16 protein-coding genes and 1 pseudogene are annotated in these 22,525 nt (G+C 66.2%); 6 read left to right on the top strand and 11 right to left on the bottom strand.

What is annotated here, in order from left to right; translation table 11 throughout:
- Nucleotides 1-5: 5 nt before the first annotated feature.
- The 8 genes and pseudogenes from Tchar_RS02325 to dapC form a co-directional block, all read right to left on the bottom strand.
- Nucleotides 6-2,078: an ABC-F family ATP-binding cassette domain-containing protein gene (locus tag Tchar_RS02325; protein ID WP_144327485.1), complete on the bottom strand. Its 2,073-nt coding sequence runs from the start codon at nucleotides 2,076-2,078 to the stop codon at nucleotides 6-8.
- Nucleotides 2,079-2,248: 170 nt separating this feature from the next.
- Nucleotides 2,249-3,124: pseudogene (gene prmB, locus Tchar_RS02320) on the bottom strand (50S ribosomal protein L3 N(5)-glutamine methyltransferase); the annotation flags it as partial.
- An 8-nt stretch (nucleotides 3,125-3,132) separates the two neighbouring features.
- Nucleotides 3,133-4,719, bottom strand: coding sequence for a L,D-transpeptidase family protein (locus Tchar_RS02315; RefSeq protein ID WP_144327483.1), 1,587 nt, complete (start codon nucleotides 4,717-4,719; stop codon nucleotides 3,133-3,135).
- Nucleotides 4,720-4,774: 55 nt separating this feature from the next.
- Complete coding sequence (locus Tchar_RS02310; protein ID WP_144327482.1) at nucleotides 4,775-5,845, bottom strand: nuclear transport factor 2 family protein; 1,071 nt, start codon at nucleotides 5,843-5,845, stop codon at nucleotides 4,775-4,777.
- Nucleotides 5,838-7,049 carry a succinyl-diaminopimelate desuccinylase gene (gene dapE, locus Tchar_RS02305; protein WP_236640117.1) on the bottom strand — a complete coding sequence of 404 codons (1,212 nt, stop codon included), beginning with the start codon at nucleotides 7,047-7,049 and terminating at the stop codon, nucleotides 5,838-5,840. The genes Tchar_RS02310 and dapE overlap by 8 nt, the downstream gene beginning before the upstream one ends.
- Nucleotides 7,050-7,076: 27 nt before the next feature.
- Nucleotides 7,077-8,240, bottom strand: coding sequence for a PilT/PilU family type 4a pilus ATPase (locus tag Tchar_RS02300; protein WP_144327481.1), 1,164 nt, complete (start codon nucleotides 8,238-8,240; stop codon nucleotides 7,077-7,079).
- A 108-nt stretch (nucleotides 8,241-8,348) separates the two neighbouring features.
- Complete coding sequence (dapD, locus tag Tchar_RS02295; protein ID WP_144327480.1) at nucleotides 8,349-9,173, bottom strand: 2,3,4,5-tetrahydropyridine-2,6-dicarboxylate N-succinyltransferase; 825 nt, start codon at nucleotides 9,171-9,173, stop codon at nucleotides 8,349-8,351.
- A 12-nt stretch (nucleotides 9,174-9,185) separates the two neighbouring features.
- Nucleotides 9,186-10,421, bottom strand: coding sequence for a succinyldiaminopimelate transaminase (gene dapC / locus Tchar_RS02290; RefSeq protein ID WP_144327515.1), 1,236 nt, complete (start codon nucleotides 10,419-10,421; stop codon nucleotides 9,186-9,188).
- Between the two features lie 117 nt (nucleotides 10,422-10,538).
- Between dapC and smc the strand changes: the two genes are divergently transcribed.
- The gene (gene smc / locus Tchar_RS02285; protein ID WP_144327479.1) at nucleotides 10,539-14,075 is read left to right on the top strand and encodes a chromosome segregation protein SMC; all 3,537 of its coding nucleotides are present in this window, start codon (nucleotides 10,539-10,541) and stop codon (nucleotides 14,073-14,075) included.
- Nucleotides 14,072-15,133: a cell division protein ZipA C-terminal FtsZ-binding domain-containing protein gene (locus Tchar_RS02280; RefSeq protein ID WP_236640115.1), complete on the top strand. Its 1,062-nt coding sequence runs from the start codon at nucleotides 14,072-14,074 to the stop codon at nucleotides 15,131-15,133. The genes smc and Tchar_RS02280 overlap by 4 nt, the downstream gene beginning before the upstream one ends.
- A gap of 167 nt (nucleotides 15,134-15,300) precedes the next feature.
- Here the strand turns inward: Tchar_RS02280 and Tchar_RS02275 are convergent, their stop codons facing one another.
- Together Tchar_RS02275 and Tchar_RS02270 are read right to left on the bottom strand one after the other, a co-directional pair.
- Complete coding sequence (locus Tchar_RS02275) at nucleotides 15,301-15,855, bottom strand: NUDIX hydrolase (protein WP_144327478.1); 555 nt, start codon at nucleotides 15,853-15,855, stop codon at nucleotides 15,301-15,303.
- Between the two features lie 58 nt (nucleotides 15,856-15,913).
- On the bottom strand, nucleotides 15,914-16,957 hold the full coding sequence (locus Tchar_RS02270) for a TRAP transporter substrate-binding protein (protein ID WP_144327477.1): 1,044 nt from the start codon (nucleotides 16,955-16,957) through the stop codon (nucleotides 15,914-15,916).
- A gap of 461 nt (nucleotides 16,958-17,418) precedes the next feature.
- Here Tchar_RS02270 and maiA point away from each other — a divergent pair, with 461 nt between their 5' ends.
- Entirely contained in the window at nucleotides 17,419-18,099 is a 681-nt protein-coding gene (gene maiA / locus Tchar_RS02265) for a maleylacetoacetate isomerase (RefSeq protein WP_144327476.1), read from the top strand.
- 35 nt (nucleotides 18,100-18,134) lie between these two features.
- Entirely contained in the window at nucleotides 18,135-18,986 is an 852-nt protein-coding gene (gene pgeF / locus Tchar_RS02260; RefSeq protein WP_236640113.1) for a peptidoglycan editing factor PgeF, read from the top strand.
- Here the strand turns inward: pgeF and Tchar_RS02255 are convergent.
- Nucleotides 18,906-19,199: a hypothetical protein gene (locus tag Tchar_RS02255; protein WP_144327475.1), complete on the bottom strand. Its 294-nt coding sequence runs from the start codon at nucleotides 19,197-19,199 to the stop codon at nucleotides 18,906-18,908. The genes pgeF and Tchar_RS02255 overlap by 81 nt on opposite strands.
- Before the next feature lie 210 nt (nucleotides 19,200-19,409).
- Between Tchar_RS02255 and phaC the strand changes: the two genes are divergently transcribed.
- Both phaC and Tchar_RS02245 read left to right on the top strand, forming a co-directional pair.
- Entirely contained in the window at nucleotides 19,410-21,212 is a 1,803-nt protein-coding gene (phaC, locus tag Tchar_RS02250; protein WP_144327474.1) for a class I poly(R)-hydroxyalkanoic acid synthase, read from the top strand.
- A gap of 64 nt (nucleotides 21,213-21,276) precedes the next feature.
- The gene (locus tag Tchar_RS02245; protein WP_144327473.1) at nucleotides 21,277-22,455 is read left to right on the top strand and encodes an acetyl-CoA C-acetyltransferase; all 1,179 of its coding nucleotides are present in this window, start codon (nucleotides 21,277-21,279) and stop codon (nucleotides 22,453-22,455) included.
- The last annotated feature ends 70 nt before the right edge of the window (nucleotides 22,456-22,525 follow it).

Below are 22,525 nucleotides of genomic sequence, written 5' to 3'. Positions count from 1 at the left end.
GGGCGTTACGCTGCCGGAAGCTCGACATGGGCGTCGCGCTCCAGCGCCTCGATCGTCTCGGCGATGGTCAGCCAGCGCTCCTCCGCAGCGGCGATTTCACTCTCCAACGCCTTCAGGCGCCGGCCCAACTCGGCCCGTTGCACGGGGGTGAGCGGCTGTGCCAGCTGGGCCTGCAGCGCCGTTTGCTCGCTTTGCAGGCGCTGTAACTGCCCCTCCACGGCCTCACGCTCGCGCAGGTGCGGTCGCAGGCGAAGCGCGAGCTGCTGGCGCCGCTGGGCCAGTCGGCGGCGGCGCTCCTGGGGCGTCAACCCCGCCCCTGCATCGTCGGCAGCCGTCTGCGGCATGGGTACTTCGGCAACGGATGCCGCTCCATTGTGGTGGCTGCCGAGCGGGTCATCCGGGCTGGGCTCGGATCGACCGCTGCGGCCGCCGGCACGCCAGGCTTCACGGCGCTGCCGGGCGTGTTGCAGCACGTGCCGTTGATAGTCTTCCAGATCGCCGTCGAACGGCTGCAGTTGACCCTCGCTCACCAGCCAAAAACCATCACAGACACTGCGCAGCAAGGCGCGGTCGTGGCTGACCAGCAACACGCTGCCGTCGAAATCGTTGAGGGCGACGGCGAGCGCTTGGCGCAAGTCCAGGTCCAAGTGGTTGGTGGGTTCGTCCAACAGCAGCAGGTGCGGGCGCTGCCACACCAGCAGGGCCAATGCCAAGCGCGCCTTCTCGCCGCCACTGAGCGAGCCGACCGGTTGCAGAGCCATTTCGCCGCTGAAGGCAAAGCCGCCCAAGAAGGCCCGCAGATCGGCCTCGCGCACCAACGACTGAGGGTTGCTTGGGCCGTGGGCCTCGACCTGGCGTGCCAGCCGCTGCAGATGCTGCAGCGGCGTCTCATCGGGACGCAGTACATCGAGCTCGTGCTGCGCGAAGTAGCCGATGCGCAAACCGCGCCCGACCGCCATCCGGCCCGCCAGTGGCGGCAGCACACCGGCCAAGGTCTTGACGAGCGTGGACTTGCCCTGTCCATTGGCCCCCAAAATGCCGATGCGCTGACCCGGCAACACGCTGCAGCGCACGCCACGCACGATCGGGCGCACGTCGCCGTCGGCCAGCCGATAGCCCGCCGTGACATCGTGCAAGATCAGCAACGGGTTCGGCATCGCCCCCGCCGGGGCAAATTGGAAGGCAAAGGCGTTGTGCGCCAGTACCGGGGCTAAGCGTTCCATACGCGCCAGTGCCTTCAGACGGCTTTGTGCCTGGCGCGCCTTGGTGGCTTTGGCCCGAAAACGCTCCACGAAACGTTGCAGATGGGCGATCCGTGCTTGCTGGCGCTCGTAGGCGGCATGTTGCTGCGCGAGTTGCTGGGCTTGCCAGTCCTCGAAGGCGCTCAGGCAGCCGCCGTAGCGTGTCAGTCGCCCATCCTCCAGATGGACGGTCACGCGCGTGACGGCATCCAGGAACTCGCGGTCGTGGCTGATCACGATGAGCGTGCCCGCGTAGCGTTGCAGCCAGCCTTCGAGCCAAATCAAGGCGTCCAGATCCAAGTGGTTGGTGGGCTCGTCCAGCAGCAGCGCGTCGCTCGGGCACATGAGGGCGCGTGCCAGCTGCAGCCGCATGCGCCAGCCCCCGGAAAACGAGCGTACCGGCTGCTCCAGCCCATCGGGCGCAAAACCCAGGCCGAGCAACAAAGCCTGCGCGCGCGCGCGGGCGTCGTGGGCGCCGGCGTCGGCCAGGGCGGCATGGGCCGCGGCGATCGCCGCGCCATCACCGCTGATTTCGGCGGCACGCAGCTGGGCCTGCGCGTCGCTCAGGCGCGTATCCCCAGCCAGCACGAAGGCCGTCGCGTCGGCATCGGTCTCGGGCATATCCTGCGCCACATGGGCCACGCGCCAATGCGGCGGCACGGTCACCTCTCCGCGGTCTTCGTGCAGCTCGCCACGCAGCAAGGCAAACAGGCTCGATTTGCCGGCGCCATTGCGCCCGACCAGCCCCACCTTCTCGCCAGGATTCAGGATCAGACTGGCACCGTCGAGCACGAGTTTGGTGCCGCGCCGCAGCACGACGTCGCGCAGCACGATCATGGCAGCAGGTCCGTCGCGGGCGGCTCGGCCTCACGCGCGTGCGCTGCCGGTGCGCGGCGCCCGGCACTGGCATGCGGCGCACCGAGCGCGTCGGTGCCGCCACCGTATCGCGCTGCACCGGCGGCTGCATCGACTGGCCCGCCTGCTGCGCCGTCGCCAGCTTGCGCCATGGCCAGGGCGTCGCGGGTGATCAGCAGCACCGCGTCGTCACCGGCGCTGGTGCGCAGCCACACCACAGGGACATGGGGGAAGGCACGTTCGAAATGCGGCCGCTCGTGCCCAATTTCCAGCACCAGCACGCCCTCTGGATTGAGGTGCGTCAACGCGTGCGCTAGCACATGGCGGACGAAGTCCATCCCGTCCTCGCCGCCATCCAATGCCAAAGCCGGCTCGGCGCGAAACTCGGGCGGCAGGGCTGCCATGCTGCGCCGGTTGACGTAGGGCGGGTTGCAGAGAACGAGGTCGTAGCGTCCGTCGATCTGGCGCCAACCATCGGATTGCAGCAAACGGATGCGATTTTGCAAACCATGGCGCTGGACGTTGCGCTGTGCCACGGCCAGCGCGTCGGCGCTGATGTCACTGGCGTCGACCGTGACCTCGGGCCACGCCAGCGCCGCCAGCACGGCCAGCGAGCCGTTGCCGGTGCACAGATCGAGCACTCGGCGCGTGTGTGGCCCGAGCCAGGGGTCGATGGGGTCGGCCTGGGGCGCGGCGGCGATCAGCTCGGCAATCAGGCTGCGCGGCACGATGACGCGCTCGTCCACGTAAAACGGCACGCCCTGCAGCCAGGCCTCGCGCGTCAGGTAGGCAGCCGGTTTGCGTGTGCGGATGCGCTCCTCGATGAGCGCGTCGACGCGCTGCGCATCCGCCGCCGGCACAGGCATCGAACCATTGGCCACCACGTCGGTGTCCAACGGCAGCCCAAGCCGCCACAGCACCAGCCACGCCGCTTCGTCGTAGGCGTTGGTGGTTCCATGACCAAACGCAACACCGGCGGCGCTGAGTCGGCGCTCGGCGCGTTCGACCAGGGCGGACAAGGGGGTCACGACGGTTCTCACTGCCCAGCTCGCTCAGCAACGATCCACCAACGATCTTTCATACGTTGGAGCTCCATGGACTTATGGGTTCGGAGCTCCTTGGCACCCGCGGCGCGGTACCGCTGAATGAAGGTCACGTAAGCTCGATCGCTATCCACGACGATACGTAACCGCTCGATTTGCACATCGATCGCGGCACGGCTTTCAATACGCTGCAGACGGCTTCGACGCCACTGATCATGGGTTTTCCCCGACGGTGCGAATGCTGGATGATAGTGCGAAAAATAATTCTCGATATCGCGTTGAGACCACGCGCGCGCCCAACTCAACAAGTGCTGGCGAACGGCCTCGATATCCGATTCGTCACCGCCAGCGGAGTGGCTTGGCGATGATGCCTGGGCAGATGGCGACTGCTGCCTATCGAGGCTTGTCAAAAACCATGGTTCGGGTTGAACGGGCGAAAATTCGTTGTCCCGTTCGCGCACGAATAGGGTGCGTGGGGTGGAGTGCCCGTCCTGCCCCGCCCACTCCAGACGCCAATAAATACTTCCATCGCTTTCTTGCCAGCGGGTAGCGGTCACCTGGTCGCGAGCGGGCAGCTCGGCCAGACGTTGATGCAACCAGGCATACAGCCGCTCGAACTCGGGAGCAAGGGCATCGGAACCACTTTCGGTACGCCACTGCACGCCGCTCATCAGCAGTACGGGGACGTTCTGTATACCATCGTGTTGCAGTAGCGCCAACATGTCGTCGTTGGCGACCACGATACAGCCCTCCGATGCCAGCGGCGGGCGGCTATAGGTATTCGGAGGCGTGCCATGTATCCAAATACCGCTGCCACTACGCATTAACTGCCGATCAACCGAATTAGGATAATCTAAAATCAGGGCGCCGGCCCCGTAGAAAGAAGGAAGTTCGGATGCGTCTTTGAGAGCAACGATCCGATAGCTGCCAATCGGTGTTTTGTTGTCACCTTCCCGTTGTTTGCCGTAGCCTGCCTTACCGATCGAGATATAAAAATTACGCACGAGCTTGAGTCGATCGTTTTGTGAGTCATCGCGCTGGAGCCAGTACAGACGATGGCTTTCCACATCCACGACGATCACATCGTGCTGATTGCGTGCAAGTGCCACCAGCTCCAGAGGCCAGGCATTGGCTGGCGGTATCGAAGCGAGCGCGCTTGCACGATAACGCAACTCCTGCAGCACGTCGACCAGCGCGGGATCTTCGAGACTTTGCGGCTTCGAGGCCCTACCGCTTTGCATGGCGAGTGTATCAGCGAGAATGACACGCGCAAGTGAAAAATCGGGCTGGGTTTCCAAAAGACGTCTGAGCTGCTGTTCTGCGCCCCGTAGGTCTCCGCCGACGAGGGCGTCGATCGATTGCAAAAAGAGCCGCTCCACGTCGGTCAGCGAGGCTGAAAGGTCGAAATTCGGGCTGAATCGGACATCCGAGGCGGCGGCCGGCTGCATTCCGCTCATTGCACCGGCGGTTGGGATCGACGGTGAAGACGGAATGATAAGACCGACCTTTCCTCCAAAAAATACCAGTACGAAACCCAGCGTCAGTATCGCGCCGAGTGTCGTGAGTTGTCGGATCGTCATGTAAATTCAATATTACCGGTAAAAATGGTTTATCTTGCGAAGGCCATTCGCGTTTTCACGATGAGCGTTCGCTGGTAATCAGCCAGCGCCCATTCTTGTTGGCGAAGACGAGTGTCTTGCGCGTCGTTGCCGTCAGCTGGTCGGATCGGTAGCGCTGGACAAAACGAACTTGGTAAGTGCCCGCATCGATCGGGCGTATCGAGATGTTCGATATTTTGACATCGATGAACTTTTTCGACACGATTTTTTGTGTACGATCATTGATCCACTCTCGATTCGACATGCCCGGTGTTGCAAAGTCAGGCGCATAATGGTCTAAATAGCGCTGAATATCGCGCTTGCTCCACGCATCGGCCCAGCTTTCGACCGCCGCTTGAATGTCGTGCCGTACGCCGTTCGTGGCGCCGGGTGCCGTGCGTGCGTTGGCAGCGGTGGTATCCGCGGTTGTTTTGACAGTAGCGGAGGTTGCGCTTTCGTCTTGGGCTGGAGCGTTTGAGGCTCGTGCTGATTTGACGGTACCGATGGCGCCGCCTGCACCGTTTTCTACTGCGGTTGGGGTCGCCAATGCAATGACTTGATTCAAGAGTCGCAGCTTGGGTTGGATATCACGTTTTTGAGCGCGGGCCAAGTTCAATGCCTTTGCATATGATTGGCTGGCCAGTTTGGCGTATAGATCGCCTAGGTTTTCGAAAGCCGTTGCGTAGCTGGGGTGCGTTTTGATCGCAGCCTCGAGGGTCGCGCGCGCCTTGTCGTACTCGCCTTGTGCGGCATAGATAACCGCTAAGTTATTATGCGGTTCCGGTAACCCAGGATGCTCATTGACCAGGCGCAAAAAGATTTGCTTGGCTTCCTCACGCTTGCCCAACTCAACCAATACGACGCCTTTGGCCAGCAGCAATTCGGCATCATCGGGCGCTTTCGACAACTTTTCGTCGATCGTGGCCAAGGCGCGCTGGTACTGACCGCTCTGCAACCATTGTTGAATGAGTCGTGCCGTGGTGGCATCTAGAGCGCTGGCTTGACCCCAAATCGGGGTGAGCGCTAGCAGCAGGGCTGACAAGCCGCGTTGCCAGGCCCACTGCTGCATTGAAGAAATGGGGGTCGCGATCGAAATTTTCTTATTCATGGTGCGTTAAGCGTTGCAAGATGCGATGGTAAATATGTGTCAGCGATTTTAAATCCTCGACGTCGATGCATTCGTCGACCTGATGGATGGTGGTGTTGGGCGGGCCACACTCGACCACCTGCGGGCAGATTTGGGCGATGAAGCGACCGTCGCTGGTGCCGCCGGTGGTGGACAGTTCCGGTTCCGTGCCGGTGACGTCGCGGATGGCCGCGCGGATGGCATCGACCAGTGTACCGCGCGGGGTCAAAAAGGGCAGGCCGCCCACCGTCCACGCCAGCTCATAGTCTTGGCCCGGGCGCAGACCGTGGCGCGCCAGGATGTCGCTCACGCGTGCCTGCAAGCCCTCCGGCGTGGATTCGGTGCTGAAGCGAAAGTTGAAGTCCAGCACCACGGTGCCGGGGATGACGTTGCTGGCCCCCGTGCCGGCGTGGATATGGCTGACTTGCCAGGTGGTGGGGGGGAAGTGGGCGTTGCCGTCATCCCAGCGCGTGGCCACCAGTTCGGCCAGGGCTGGCGCGAGCAGGTGTATGGGATTGCGCGCCAGGTGAGGGTAGGCGATGTGGCCCTGAATGCCCTTGACCGTCAGCCGCCCGCTCATCGTGCCCCGGCGGCCATTTTTGATCATGTCACCGGTGCGCCGCACGCTGGTGGGCTCACCGACGATGCAGTAGTCGAGCCGCTGCCCCCGCCGCCGTAGAGCCTCGCACACCACCACGGTGCCATCGCGCGCCGGCCCTTCCTCGTCGCTGGTGAGCAAAAAACCAATGCTCAGAGGAGGGTTGGGCGACTCGGCCAAAAAGCGCTCACACGCCACCACCATGGCCGCCAGCGACGCCTTCATGTCGCTGGCGCCGCGGCCATAGAGCTTGCCGTCGCGCAGCGTCGGGGTGAAGGGATCGCTGTGCCAGTGCTCGCGCGGTCCGGTCGGCACCACATCGGTGTGGCCCGCAAACACCAATACGGGTGCCTGCGGCGTGGCGCCCGGGCGCAGAGCCCACAGATTGGTGACGCGGAATTCGGGGGGGCCGCTGACCAGGGTTTCACATTGAAAACCGAGTGCGGACAGGCGTTCGGCCAACAACGCTTGACAGCCCGCGTCGTCTGGGGTCACGGAGGGGCGACCGATCAGCGCCTCGGTCAGCTGGACGACTGCCGCCCCCGCGTCATGCGTCTCGTGCAGGGCTGGGTCCATGGTTGAGGTCATCGGAAAGCGTCGATGCAAGGTGCCGCGTCAGGACTGGGGCGGCAAAAAGCCCTCGAACGACGGCCCACCGCCTTGACCGGGCTCGGCGGCGGGACCGTGCGCGGCGGCGGAAGCAGCCGCGGCGCGGGCACGGTCGTCGTTTTGCAGGCGCCACAAGAGGTTGGTGGGCGAGTCGGCGTAGGCCAGACCTTCTTCGCGCGTGATGCGTCCCGACAGGATCAGCCGCGCCAAATCGGCCTCGAACGTCTGCGACTCCTCCGCCATCGATTTTTCCAGTGCCTCGCGCACGCCAAAAAAATCCGCTTTTTCGATCAATTCGCTGATCAGGCGGGTGTTGACCAGGACTTCCACCGCCGGCGTGCGCCCGCCGTCGACCGTGCGCAGCAAGCGCTGCGAGACGATGGCACGCAGCGACGAGGCCAAGTCGTTGAGCATGGTCGGGCGCACTTCGGCCGGATAGAAGTTCAGGATGCGGTTGAGCGCTTGGTAGCTGTTGTTGGCGTGCAGGGTGGCCAGGACCAAATGCCCGGACTGGGCGTAGGCGATGGCGTGCGACATCGTCTCGCGGTCCCGGATCTCACCGATCAGGATCACGTCGGGCGCCTGCCGCAATGCGTTTTTCAGCGCGGTGTGCAGCGACTCGGTATCGTTGCCGACCTCGCGCTGGTTGACCACCGCCTTTTTGTTCTTGAACAGATACTCGATCGGATCTTCGATGGTGAGGATGTGGCAGCAGTCGTTGGCGTTGCGGTGATCGAGCAGGGCAGCGAGTGTGGTGCTTTTGCCGGAACCCGTGGCCCCCACCACCAGCATCAGGCCGCGCTTGGCCATGATCATGCGCGTGAGCACCGGCGGAATGCCAAGTTCCGATACCGCCGGGATCCGTCCGCTGATGAAGCGCACCACGACGGCGCAGGTGCCGCGTTGGCGCATGGCACTGATGCGAAAACGCCCCACGTCGGGCATCGGGATGGCGATGTTGAGCTCCCCCGTCTGGTCGAAGGTGCGCAACTGCTCGGCGCTGACGACTTCGGCCAACAAGCGGTACGGCCCGTCGGCTGGCAGCGGCTTGTCGTTGACCGGTTGCGTGACCCCGTTGATTTTGATCAGCACGGGTGACGACGCCGACAGATAGATATCGGAGGCGTGGCGCTCGGCCATCAAACGCAGCAGCTGCTCCATCACGCCCATGGCGACACCCCGTTTTCGTGGCAAGCCTGCCCGCGCGCAGCCCCCCGATGCTGCGCGAGCGCCATCGTGCCCACACGCGGCCGCCGCCCGTTTGGCCGCGGCGTCGCCTCAGTCGCGCAGCAGTTCATTGAGGCTGGTTTTGGCGCGCGTCTGCGCGTCCACGCGTTTGACGATGATGGCTGCATACAGGCTGTATTTGCCGCCTTCCTTGGGCAGACTGCCGCTGATGACGACCGAGCCCGCTGGCACCCGGCCGTACAGGATCTCACCGGTGGTGCGGTCGTAGATCGGCGTACTCTGGCCGATATAGACCCCCATCGAGATGACCGAGTTCTCCTCGACGATGACGCCTTCGACGATTTCGGAGCGCGCCCCGATAAAGCAGTTGTCCTCGATGATGGTGGGGTTGGCCTGCAGTGGCTCGAGTACGCCGCCCAGGCCCACACCGCCCGACAGATGCACGTTCTTGCCGACCTGGGCACACGAGCCCACCGTGGCCCAAGTGTCCACCATCGTGCCTTCATCGACATAGGCACCGATGTTGACGTAGGATGGCATGAGGATGGCGCCGCGTGCAATGTAGCTGCCGCGGCGAGCGACGGCGGGCGGCACCACGCGTACCCCGGCCGCTGCCATTTCTTGCGGCGTCAGATGCGCGAATTTGGTCTTGACCTTGTCGTAGAAGGCCAAGTCCCCGGCGCGCATGAGTTCGTTGTCGTGCAGGCGAAAGCTCAGCAACACCGCCTTCTTGATCCACTGATGCACCGTCCACTGACCCACCCCATGACGGGTCGCCACGCGCAGGCGGCCGGTGTTGAGCTCGTCGATGACGTGTTCGACGGCGTCGATGACTTCCTGCGGGGCGTTGCCGGGCGACAGTTGGACGCGGTTGTCCCAGGCGTTTTCGATGATTTGCTGCAACTGTTGCGTCATGACGGTTGAAAATTAAGAAGCGGGAGACGAAGCGGATGCGGTACGCACGAAACGGACGATGCGCTCAGCCGCTTCCAGGCATTCGTCGAGCTCGGCCACCAGCGCCAGGCGCACGCGTCCGGCCCCGGGATTGCGGCCATCGACATCGCGCGCCAAGAACCGGCCCGGCAATACCGTGACATTGTAGTGGGCATGGAGGGCGCGCGCGAAGGCCAGGTCATCGCCTCCGGGCACGCCTGCCCACAGATAAAACCCAGCGTCGGGCAGGCGCACGTCCAGCACTTGCGCCAGCAGCGGCGTGACGCGCTCGAACTTCTCGCGGTATTGCGCGCGATTGGCCTGCACGTGCGCTTCGTCGTCCCAGGCGGCGGCGCTGGCTTGCTGCACCGCCACGCTCATGGCGCTGCCGTGATAGGTGCGGTAGAGCGTGAAGGCGCGGATGAGCTTGGCGTCCCCGGCGACGAAGCCCGAGCGCAGGCCAGGCGCATTGCTGCGCTTGGACAGGCTGGTCAGGACGATCAAGCGCTCGAACCCAGATCGGCCAAGTAGCTGGGCAGCCTGCAAGGCCCCCAGGGGCGGCTCGTCACGGAAGTAGATCTCGCTGTAGCACTCGTCGCTGGCGATGACGAAGCCGTAGCGGTCGCTGAGCGCGAACAGTCGCTCCCACTCGGCCAGCGGCATCACCGCACCGGTCGGATTGCCCGGAGAGCAGGCATACAGCAGCCGGGTGCGCGCCCACACGGACGCGGGCACGCGGTCCCAATCGACGGCGAAGTTGCGCGCCGGATCGCAGGGCGCATACCACGGCTGGGCGCCGGCCAGGAGCGCCGCGCCCTCGTAAATCTGGTAGAACGGATTGGGGCAAACGACGACGGGCTCTTCGCCCGTGGCGAAGGCGCGCGGGTCGATCACCACCTGCGCCAGCGCAAACAGCGCCTCGCGCGAGCCCAGCGTGGGCAGTACCTGGGTGTCGGGGTCGAGTGTGACGCCGTAGCGCCGCTGCACCCAGCGCGCGCAGGCCTGGCGCAGAGCCGTCGTGCCCGCCGTGGCCGGGTAGACCGCCAGACCGGCGTCGGTGCGCTCGATGGCCGCGTGCAAGGCGTCTTTGAGCACCGCTGGGGTGGGGTGACGGGGCTCGCCGATGCCGAGGTTGATGGGGCGCCACTGCGGCTCGGGTACCACACCGGCCAACAGTGCCCGCAGGCGCTCGAACGGATAGGGCTGCAGCCGCTGCAGCAAGGGGTTCAAGGGGAGGTGATTGGCGTCGTCCACGGGGTGCAATGGTAATGGCTGCGCTCGGGGCGCTGCACGGTCGGCTCATGCCAGCGCACGCGCCGCGCGGGGCGCCCCGTAAACTAGCGCCCCGTGCGACTGCAGACGATCAAACTCTCCGGCTTCAAATCGTTCGCCGAACCCACCACGCTGCACTTGCCTGGGCAGCGGGTGGGGGTGGTCGGCCCCAATGGCTGCGGCAAATCCAACATCATGGACGCCGTGCGCTGGGTGCTGGGCGAGTCGCGTGCCAGCGAGCTGCGTGGCGAGTCCATGCAGGACGTCATCTTCAACGGCAGCGCGCAGCGCAAGCCCGCCCAGCGCGCCAGTGTCGAACTGGTGTTCGACAACAGTGCGCGGCGCGCCGGCGGGCCGTGGAACCAATACGCCGAAATCTCCGTGCGGCGGGTACTCACGCGCGACGGCACCAGCAGCTACGCCATCAACAACCAGCCGGTGCGGCGGCGCGACGTGCACGACGTGTTCCTGGGCACGGGCTTGGGGCCGCGCGCCTACGCCATCATCGGGCAGGGCACGATCAGCCGCATCATCGAAAGTCGCCCGGAGGAACTGCGCCTGTTTTTGGAAGAGGCGGCGGGCGTGTCCAAATACAAAGAGCGACGCAAGGAAACGGCAGCGCGCCTGGCCGACACACGCGACAACCTGACGCGAGTCGAGGATATTTTGGGCGAACTCGAGGCCCAATTGCAACGACTCGAGCAGCAAGCCGCGGTGGCGCAGCGTTACCACGATTTGCAGCGCCTGATAGCGCGGCGCCAGCAGCAGTTTTGGTGGCTCAAACGCGAGGAAGCCAGCGCTCAGCTTGAAGCGGTGCGCGCGCAGGGGCTGCAGGCGCTCAATGCGCTGCAGGAGCGGCTGGCCGCGTTGCGGGCGGTCGAAGCCGACGTGGAGGCGCTGCGTCAGAGCCACTACGACGCTGGTGAAGCGGTCAATCGGGCGCAGGCTCAGGTCTACGACATCGGTGCCGAGGTGGCGCGCCTGCAAGCGCAGCTGCGCTTCGCCGCCGAAGGCCGCCAACGCGCCGAGCAGCGGCTGCAGGCTTTGGGTCAGCAGCTGCAGGACTGGCAGGGGCGGGCCGAGCAAGCAGCGCAGGCACTGTCGCAACTCGATGAACAGGAGGCCGCCTCGGCCGAAGAAGCCGAGCTGCTCGCCGCCCAGATGGAGGAGCACGCGCAGCGTCTGCCGGCGCTGGAGGAAGCCGCTGCTCAGGCCCAGGCACACTGGGCCGCGCAGCGCGAGCGCGTCGCCCAGGCGCAGCAGGCGCTGGGGGTGCAGGCAGCCGAGCAACGCGCCTTGGACGAGCAACTGCGCCAGTGGCGGCAGCGCGAGGAGCGCCTGCGCGCCGAACAGCGCCACATCGAAAGCCCCGATGGGCCGCATTTGCAGCAGCAGCGCCAGGCGCTTGCCGCCGCCGAGGCGGCTTGGGCCGACGCCCAGGCCCGCCTGCACGATGCCGAGCAGGCCCTGCCGGCCGCGCAGGTCGCCTGGACGCAGGCCCAACAGCACGAACGCGATCAAGCGCGGCGCGGCGCCGAGATTCGCGCCCGCTTGCAGGCGTTGCAGGCGCTGCAAGATCGGCTGGCCGCGGACGAGCGCTTGCAGCCCTGGTTGCAAGCACAGGGGCTGGAAGGCTTGGCGGCGTTGTGGCGGGTGCTCGACGTCGAACCCGGCTGGGAGACCGCCATCGAAGCCGCCTTGCGTGAACGCTTGCGGGCGTTGCGGGTGCAACGGCTCGATGGATTGGCCAGCCTGCAACGCACGGCGCCACCGGTCAAACTGGCCTTCTGGGCTGCGGGCGAGGGCCATGCGCGCGCTGCCGCTGCATCGCCGCCCGATCCGAGTGCCGTGCCGTTGCTGCAGCGATTGCGCCTGCACGATGCCGAGCTGTATGCCGTCTTGAGCGACTGGCTGGACGGCTGCCTGTGCGCGGCGGACCTGCCCACCGCCTTGCGCTGGCGCAGCGCGCTGCGGGCCGGGCAACGGCTCTACACCCCGCAGGGGCACAGCGTGGGCCGGCACGACGTGAGCTTTTACGCGGCCGACGACCCCCAGTCGGGGATGCTGGCGCGCGCGCATGAAATCGACGACCTCCAGCGCCAATGGCGTGCGCACGAGCTGCTGCACGAAGACGCGCGCGAACGCGCTCAGCGCGCCGAAGCGCAGGTACACCAGCTCACCCAGCAGGTGCAGCAGTGGCGGCGCGAGGCGGCGCAGTGGCAGCAGCGCCGCCACACCTTGCAGCTCGAGGTGCTCAAAGGCGAGCAGTTGGCCGAACAGGCGCGCCAACACCAGCAGCGGCTGGCGCAGGATCTGCAGGAAGTGCAGGCGCACATCGAGGCGCTGCAGGAGCGGCGCGTGCAAAGTGAGCTGGCTTTCGAAGCGTTGGACCTCCAGCTGGCCGACCTGCAGATGCACCTGCGCCACGCCGAAGAACGTGCCGCGCGCGCGGCCGCCGAGCGCGACGCGGCGCGAGAGCAGTGGCGCGCCGCCGAGCGGCGGGCGCAGGAGGCGCGTTTCGGCCAGCGCACGCTGGCGGCGCGGCGCGCCGAGCTGTTGCGGCAGGTCGAAACGGCCGCCGAGCAGCTCGCCCGCCTACACGCAGAGGCCGAGCAGCTCCAGCAGGAGTTGGCGCAACGTCATGACGACGAAACCGACGCGGCGTTACAGCAGGCGCTGCAGGGGCGTCAGCACCGCGAGGCCGCTTTGGCCGCTGCGCGCAGCCGCTACGACGAGTTGACGGCGCGCCTGCGCACCGCTGACGAGCAACGCCTGCGTCTGGAGCGCGAGCTCGAGCCGCTGCGCGCGCGCATCACGGAGTGCCAGCTCAAGGAGCAAGCCGCGCAGCTCGCCCTGGACCAGTACAGTCATCAGCTCGCCGAGGCCGGAGCCGACCTGAGCGCCGTGCAGCACAGTGTGGCCGAAGACGGCGTGCGCGCCGCCAGCCTGCCGGCCGAAATCGAGCGCCTGCAGCGCGAGGTCGCCGCGCTGGGGGCGGTCAACCTGGCGGCGCTGGAAGAATTGGCCGCTGCGCGCGAGCGCGAGCAGTTTTTGTCGAGCCAGTCACGCGATCTGCAGCAGGCCATTCAGACCCTGGAAGACGCCATCCGCAAAATCGACGCCGAAACGCGCGCGCTGCTGGCACACACCTTCGATACCGTCAACGCGCACTTTGGGCAAATGTTTCCCGAATTGTTCGGCGGCGGCCAGGCGCGTCTGATCATGACCGGCGAAGAAATCCTCGACGCCGGCGTGCAGGTGATGGCGCAGCCCCCCGGCAAACGCAACCAGACCATCCACCTGCTGTCCGGCGGGGAAAAGGCGCTGACCGCCATCGCCTTGGTGTTCGCCATCTTCCAGCTCAACCCGGCGCCGTTTTGCCTGCTCGACGAAGTCGATGCGCCGCTGGACGACGCCAACACCGAGCGTTATGCGCGGCTGGTCACCCGCATGAGCCGCGACACGCAGTTCCTCTTCATCAGTCACAACCGCATTGCGATGGAGATGGCCGAGCAACTCATCGGGGTGACGATGCAGGAGCAAGGGGTGTCGCGCGTCGTGGCGGTCGATCTGGCCGAAGCGGTCGCGCTGATGGACAATGCCGCCTCATGATGTCCTCGTTACAGTTGGCCTTGCTGGTGGCCGGCGTCGTCGTGTTGCTGGCCATTTGGGCCTATTACCGCTGGCAGGTCAAGCGCCTGAGCCCGCGCCGCGCCGATGGCGACGCGCCCGCGGTGATGGGCCCCGAGCCACCCCCGCGTCGAGAGCCGACGCTGGACGCACCGCTGCCGGCTTCCGTGACACACGCCGCCCCAGCGGTGCTCGATGAGCGGCTCGACGCCATCGTGACCTTGCGCCTGGACAAGCCGGTGACAGCCGAGGCGGTATGGTCGGTGCTGCCCGGCAGCCGGCGCATCGGCTCCAAGCCCTTTGTCGTCGAAGGCGTGCCGCTGCAAGCGGAGCAGCCCAGCGATCAGGCCGGCGGCGGGCCCCAGGCCGACTGGCAGACGCTGATGCCCGGGCAGCGTTACGGTGCGCTGCGCGCTGGTATTCAGCTCGCCAATCGGGCCGGCGCCCTCAACGAAATCGAGTATTCGGAGTTCATACAGAAACTGCACGACTGGTGCGAACACTGGCTGGCTGCGGGCGATCCGCCCGACATGTTGGCGGTGGTGCAACGCGCGCGCGCGCTCGACCAGTTTGCTGCCGCGCACGATGTGCAGTTGGCGCTAACGGTGCGTGCGCGCCGCGCCGCCTGGAGCCCCGGCTACGTCGCGCAGCACGCCAGCCGGCTGGGTTTCGTGGCGGGTGCGCTGCCCGGGCGCATGGTGTGGCCGTCGAGCGAGCCCGGTGCCGCCCCCTTACTGGTGTTGCAGCTCGAAACCCAGGCCGCGCTGGCCGAGGACCCGGAGCTGGCGGTGTTGCGTGAGGTGCGGCTGGTGCTGGAAGTGCCGCACGTGCCGGCCAACGAACGGCCGTTCGAGCGCTTGCGCGAGTTGGCGACGGCGCTGGCCGAGGCCATGGATGGCTGGGTCGGCGACGACAGCGGCCAGCCGCTCGATGGTGCCGCCCTCGATCGTATAGGGCAGGAATTGGATCGGTTGTACGAAACGCTGCAGGCGCACGAGCTGCCGGCTGGGTCACCGGCGGCGCGCCGCTTGTTCAGCTGAGCCGCCGCAGGCCGACGCGGAGCAACGCGTGCCACCCGGGGTTCCGCATTGCGGCCAGTAGTGCCGCGCCCGTCGCGCAGAAGACACGCTACACCGTTGGCGTCGATTGCGTTGCGCGGGCGCGTTCCCCAACGCAGACGCACCCGGGTTTTCTGCACCGCGGCGGCTCACGCAATGTCGGCCGTGTGCACCCCGAAATGCCCGCGGCGGCGATCGTCGAAGTAGCGGCGCAGCGTCTCCTGCACGGTGCGAAACGCCAGCTCCTCCCAGGGGATTTCGTGCTCGTGAAAGAGGCGCGCCTCGAGTGTTTCGTGACCGGGTGCGAAACGGTCGCTCAACAAGCGCGCGCGGTAGTAAATGTGCACCTGGCCCACCCGGGCCACGTTCAGCAGGGTAAACAACCCCTCCAGCGCAATGTGTGCGCCCGCTTCTTCCTGGGTTTCGCGCACCGCTCCCTCGGCGGTGGTTTCCCCCAATTCCATGAAGCCGGCAGGCAGCGTCCACTTGCCGCGCCGCGGCTCGATGGCGCGCCGACACAGCAGCACCTGTGCGCCATCGGCACCCCAATACGGCACCGTGCCGACGACGTTGAGCGGATTTTCGTAGTGGATGGTGCCACAGGCCGGACAGACGGCGCGCACGCGCGTATCGCCGTCGTCGGGCACACGGTACTCGACGGCAGTGGCGCAAGCGCGGCAGAACCGGATGGAATCGCGAGGCATCCCACAAGTGTACGCAGGTACGCAGCCGGCGGCGGCACGCCGCCGGCAGGGGCACATCTCACGCTTTGGTGTGCTTTTCGATCAGCTTACGCGCCGTCTCCAACAGATCGCGGCCGTTGAAGCCGCGCTTGTCCATCTCCTGCACCCACTCGGCCTCCGCCACGCGCGCGCGGCGACGGAACTCCTGCGCCTCGGCCAGTCCGATGGTGTGGATGCGATTGCCACGTTCGACGGCGAGTTTACGCGCCGGCGCATCACCGGCTTGCTGGACGCGCCCCAGGAAGGCCGACGTCTCCAGGCCGGAATTGGCGTCGATGACGCGCTTGAGATCCGGCGGCAGCGACTCATAGCGCGCCTTGTTCATGCCCATCACGAAGGTTGTCGTGTACAGTGCGCCGCCCTTGGGATCGAACTCGCTGTGGTTGCTGACCAGCTCATGCACCTTGACCGACGGCACCACTTCCCACGGAATGACGCAGCCGTCGATCACACCCTTGGACAAGGCATCGGGAATCTGCGGCAATGGCATGCCCACCGGCGTGGCGCCCAAATACCCCAGCATCTTGGTGATCTGGCGCGTCGGGCCGCGCATCTTCAGGCCGCGCAAATCGTCAGGCTGCGTGATCAGGCGCGTCTTGACGTGAAACATCCCGGGGCCGTGCACCTGGAACGCGATCGGGTGGATATCGCGGTATTCATCGGCCGCTTTGGTTTGAACGTACTCCCAAAACGCCTTGGATGTGGCCTCGGCGTTGGTCATCATGAAGGGCAGCTCGAACACTTCGGTGCGCGGAAAACGCCCCGGCGTGTTGCCCGGCAGTGTCCAGACGATGTCGACGACGCCGTCCTTGGCCTGGTCGTACAGCTGCACCGGCGAGCCGCCCAGCTGCATCGCTGGGTAGGCTTCGAATTTGATGCGACCGCCCGAGTCTTTTTCGACCTTGTCCATCCACGCCTTGTGCATGTTCAACCAAACGTTGGACGTCGGCGACATGAAAGTGTGGAATTTCAGCGTCACGGAACTCTGCGCGAAACCGATCAACGCGGGGGAAGCCAACGCAGCGGTGGCGCCACAACGCAGCAGGCAACGGCGGGTGAGCATGAATCGGATCTCCAGTGAGGGACGAGGCAACGCGGGGGGCAGCGGCGCCGCTTCGCGAAAGGGGCTACCAGCCCCGCACCGTCAGCGCGTGCGCAACGCCGCCGACCAGGACCACAAGTGTACGCTGCGCGGCGTCGACCGTGCCATGCCGATGCCGTCGCGGCAGGCGGCGAGTAGGCCTGCGCGGCCACGCTGCGTAGGCGCGCCGACGGCACCGGCGCAGTACGGTTGCTGGCTAAACGCATGAGGCCACACACTGGCTAACCGGCTAGACTTGCAGCCTACGCCTCGTTTTCCGATCCGCGTCGGCCCCCCACCGTATGCGGGCCCTGCGCGGTGGCCCCGCGCGGACAGAGGGCCATGCCGACGCGGAGACGAGCGCGCGAGGTGGTGCGGCCAGCGCGCGGCCAAGCCGCTTCGCTCCGGGGCACCGCTGCGCCATCGACTGGGTAACTCCTTCCATGAAGCTGTACAACTATTTCCGCTCCGGCACCTCGTTTCGGGTGCGCATTGCGCTCAACCTCAAAGGTTTGTCCTATGACTACGTGCCGGTCCACTTGGCCAAGGGCGAGCAACACGGCGCGGCCTATCGTGCGCTGAGCCCAGACTCGTTGGTGCCGCTGCTCGACGTCGAGGGCGACCCCGACCATGCGCTGCTGAGCCAGTCGATGGCCATCATCGAATACCTGGACGAAACCCACCCCGAGCCGCCGCTGATGCCGCGCGATCCCTTGGGGCGTGCGCGCGTGCGGGCGCTGGCGCAGACCGTGGCCTGCGAGATTCATCCGCTCAACAATCTGCGCGTGCTCAAGTATCTGGCGGGCCCACTCGGGCTGGACGAGGCGCAACGCACCACCTGGTACAACCATTGGGTGCGCGAAGGGCTGCGGCACTACGAACGGCGGCTGCAGCAACTGGCCGAGGAACGCGCACGCGCGGGCCTACCACCGTCGATCTACTCGTATGGCGACACGCCCACCTTGGCCGACTGCTGTCTGGTGCCGCAAATCGTCAACGGCCAACGCTTTGGCTTGCGCGTCGAGGATCTGGACGTCCCGTTGACGCTGGCCGTCTATGAGCGTTGCATGGCGCTCGACGCCTTCCAGCGCGCCCATCCCGCGCGCTGTCCGGACGCCGAATGAAGCCGGTGCCAGCACGCCAGCTTGCCCGTTTCGCCATGGCCCCAACCACCGACGCAACCGCCGATGAGTCGTCCATGCCCGGCAAGACGGTGGGGGCTGCGCCAGACGCCTTGTTCACATTGACCGCGGAGTTGGGCCATGCGATCTGCGCAGGCATGACTGGCCGCGCCGGCGGCGTCTCGCAAGGGCCGTGGGCATCCTTGAACCTGGGTGACCACGTGGGCGACGACGCCGCCGCGGTCGCGGCCAACCGCGCGCGGCTGGCCGGCGCCTTGGGTGTGCGCCCGGTGTACTTGCGCCAAGTGCATGGTTGCACCGTGGTGCCCATCGACCGCCACACACCCGACGGCGTGCCAGCCGATGCCTGCTGGACCACGGACGATCAGGTAGCCTGCACCGTGCTGGTCGCGGACTGCCTGCCACTGCTGTTCGCAGCACCCGGGGCAGCCTCGGTGGCGGCCGTGCACGCCGGCTGGCGCGGCCTGGCGGGAGCAGACGGGCAGGGGATTCTGGAGGCTCTGGTGCAAACGTGGCCAGCGGTGCGCAGCGCCGCGGCGCGCCGCGCGACGGTGGTCTGGATCGGTGCTGGCATCGGCCCGCGACATTTCGAGGTGGGGCCGGAGGTGCGCGCCGCCTTCGTTGGCGCGCACGCCGACGACGCGGATGCGTTTGCGCCGTCGCCCCGCGACCCCGAGCGCTGGCTGGCGGATCTGCCGGCGCTGGCGCGCCGGCGTCTGCGGCGGCTGGGGTTCGAGCATATCTTGGGTAACGACGGCACCGCGTCGTGGTGCACCGCCAGCCAACCGTCACGGTTTTTCTCGCACCGGCGCGACGCGGTCGTCTTCGGCAGCAGCGGGCGTATGGCCGCCGTCATCTGGCGGCGTTGAGGCCGCCGCCCCCGCGGTCATTGGCCGTTCAGCCCGCTGGCGCGCGCGGCGGCGCAGCGGGCTGCCCGCGATATAGGCCACCAAGGCCATCGGCAACACACCGTAGGCCAGCGCAGTCCCGATGGCACCCAGGATGCTGCCCGCCGGACTCATGGCTTCGGCCACGGCCATCATCAGCACCACATAGCCCCACGCGATCAACACCAGGTACATCGTATCGTCTCCATGCGCGAGGGTAGGTTGTCAGCGTCACGGACGGATCGTGCGTGACACTGCCCGCGGTCGCAGACACAGAATCGTCATCGTCGCGCCATCCGCCATGGCAGCGGCGCTACGGTTTGCGGCAACGCAGGTGACATTGTCACGATACTGGCATTCATCTGCGTTACGATGGTAACGACAGGGAATCCAAGGAGACAACGCATGACGCAATCCCGCCCAACCGATCCGATGGCGGCGTGGGCCGAATGGTCGCAGCAGGCGCTACGGTTGTGGACGCAGGCCGCACAGACGTGGCCTCATGCCGCGGCGTCGGCAGAGGCGTCGGGCATGCCCCCGCAGTGGGCAAGCGCCAGCGTGCTGTCAGACCTGTTTCGTCAAACGGCAGGGCAGGGTGTGACCCTGGAGCCGCAAGCCTGGGCCGAGATTCAACGCGACTACCTGAACGAAATCACGCAGCTGTGGCAACAGGGCTGGCAAGTGCAGCCGCCGCGCGACGACCGCCGTTTTGCCGACGAGGCCTGGGCGCGCAACCCGGTGGCGGCCTTCAGTGCGGCGCTGTATTTGCTCAACGCCCGCACGCTGATGCGCATGGCTGACGCGGTGCAGGGTGACGCCAAAACGCGTGCGCGCATCCGATTTGCGGTGCAGCAGTGGATCGATGCCAGTGCGCCCAGCAATTTTTGGGCCTTCAACGCCGAAGCGCAGCGCCGAGCCATCGAAACCCAAGGCGAAAGCATTGCCAAAGGGGTGCAAAACCTGCTCAAGGACATGCAGCAGGGTTTCGTGTCGATGACCGACCACAGCGCCTTCGAGGTGGGGCGCAACGTCGCCACCACCGAGGGGCAGGTGGTGTTCGAAAACGCACTGTTTCAGCTCATCGAATACAAGCCGCTGACGCCGCAGGTGTACGAGCGTCCCTTTTTGGTCGTGCCGCCGTGCATCAACAAGTACTACATCCTCGATCTCCAGCCCGACAATTCCTTTCTGCGCTACGCAGTCGAGCAGGGGCATCGCACTTTCGTGATGAGTTGGCGCAACCCCGACGCCACGCTGGCCCAGGCCACCTGGGACGACTACATCGAGCAGGCGGTGATTCAGGCCATCGACGTGGTGCGCGACATCGGTCGCTGCGACACCATCAATACACTGGGCTTTTGCGTCGGCGGCACGATGCTGGGCACCGCGCTGGCGGTGCTGGCGGCGCGCGGCCAGCGCAAGGTCGAAAGCGTCACGTTTTTGACCACGTTGCTCGACTTCAGCGACACCGGGGTGTTGGACGTCTTCATCGACGAGGCCTTCGTGCGCTTTCGCGAGCTGCAGTTCATCAACGGCGGCATCCTTCCCGGGCGCGAGCTCGCCACCACCTTCAGCTTCCTGCGTCCCAACGACCTGGTGTGGAACTACGTGGTGGGCAACTACCTCAAGGGCGAGTCGCCGCCGCCGTTTGACCTGCTGTACTGGAACAGCGACAGCACCAACTTGCCCGGTCGCTACTACGCCTGGTATCTGCGTCACCTCTATCTGCAAAACGAGCTTTGTCAGCCCGGCCAGCTCACCGTCTGTGGCGTCCCGCTCGACCTGGGGGCCATCGACATCCCTGCGTACATCTACGGCTCGCGCGAGGACCACATCGTCCCCATCGGCGGCGCCTATGCCACCACCCGCCACCTGGGCGGGCCGATGCGTTTCGTCATGGGGGCCTCGGGCCACATCGCGGGCGTCATCAACCCGGCCTCCAAAGGCAAGCGCAGTTTCTGGACCGGCCCGGCACAACACTTTCCCGAGCGTTGGGACGACTGGCTGGCCACCGCCACCGAGCAGCGCGGTAGTTGGTGGACCGACTGGGCACCCTGGTTGGCTGGTCATGGCGGTGGGTGGGTCAAAGCCCCGCGCAGCCCCGGCAACCGGCGCTACAAGCCCATCGAGCCGGCCCCCGGCCGCTATGTCAAGGTATCGGCCGAGGCGGCGTTGGCCACCATGGTCAAGGGCGGCAGCACCGTTTGAGCGTCAACCACATACCCGCTTGCGGCGGGGTTCTCCCCACATCTTTTTCGTTCGAGGAGTCGTCATGCAAGACATCGTCATCGTGGGCGCCGTGCGCACCGCCATCGGCCGCTTCGGCGGCACCTTGTCCAAAACCCCGGCCACCGAGCTCGGCGCCACCGTCATCCGCGCGCTGCTGGAGCGCACCGGGGTGCCCGCCGCGCAAGTGGGCGAGGTCATCATGGGGCAGGTGCTGGCAGCCGGCTGCGGCCAAAATCCGGCCCGCCAGGCCGCCATGAAAGCCGGCGTGCCCAAGGAAACCCCGGCCCTCACCATCAACGCCGTCTGCGGCTCGGGCCTCAAAGCCGTGATGCTGGCGGCACAAGCCGTGGCCTGGGGCGACAGCGAAATCGTCATCGCCGGCGGGCAAGAGAACATGAGCCTAGCGCCGCATGTGCTCATGGGCAGCCGTGAGGGGCAGCGCATGGGCGACTGGAAGATGATCGATTCGATGATCGTCGATGGCCTGTGGGACGTCTACAACCAGTACCATATGGGCATCACCGCGGAAAACGTGGCCAAAGCGCACGGCATCACGCGCGAGATGCAAGACGCCTTCGCCCTGGCCAGCCAGCAAAAAGCCGCTGCCGCGCAAGATGCCGGTAAATTCAAAGACGAAATCGTCCCGGTGACGATTCCGCAACGCAAGGGTGACCCATTGGTGTTCGACACCGACGAATACCTCAATCGCAAAACCAGCGCCGAGGCGCTGGCCGGACTCAAGCCAGCGTTCGACAAAGCGGGCACCGTGACGGCGGGCAATGCCAGCGGCATCAACGACGGGGCAGCCGCCGTGATGGTGACGTCGGCGCGCAAGGCGGCCGAGCTCGGCCTGCCGGTGCTCGCACGCATCGCCAGTTTCGGCACCAGCGGACTCGATCCAGCGATCATGGGTATGGGTCCGGTGTCGGCCTCGCAAAAGGCCCTGGCGCGCGCTGGCTGGTCGGTGGCCGATGTCGATCTATTCGAACTCAACGAAGCCTTCGCCGCTCAGGCTTGCGCGGTCAACCAAGTGCTCGGTATCGATCCGCAAAAAGTCAATGTCAACGGCGGCGCCATCGCGCTGGGGCACCCGATCGGAGCGTCGGGCTGCCGCATTTTGGTCACCTTGCTGCACGAGATGCAGCGGCGCAACGCCAAGAAAGGTTTGGCGGCGCTGTGCATTGGCGGCGGCATGGGGGTGTCCCTGTGCGTGGAGCGCTGAGGCGCCCGCTCGGCGGCGCATTCTGGCAGGGCCCGAGCCGCGCAGTAGCCGTCGTCGCAGCCAAGCCACA

Source organism: Tepidimonas charontis (genome assembly GCF_007556685.1).
Classification (GTDB): Bacteria; Pseudomonadota; Gammaproteobacteria; order Burkholderiales; family Burkholderiaceae_C; genus Tepidimonas; species Tepidimonas charontis.
This window is presented reverse-complemented; position numbering and strand designations above follow the sequence as displayed.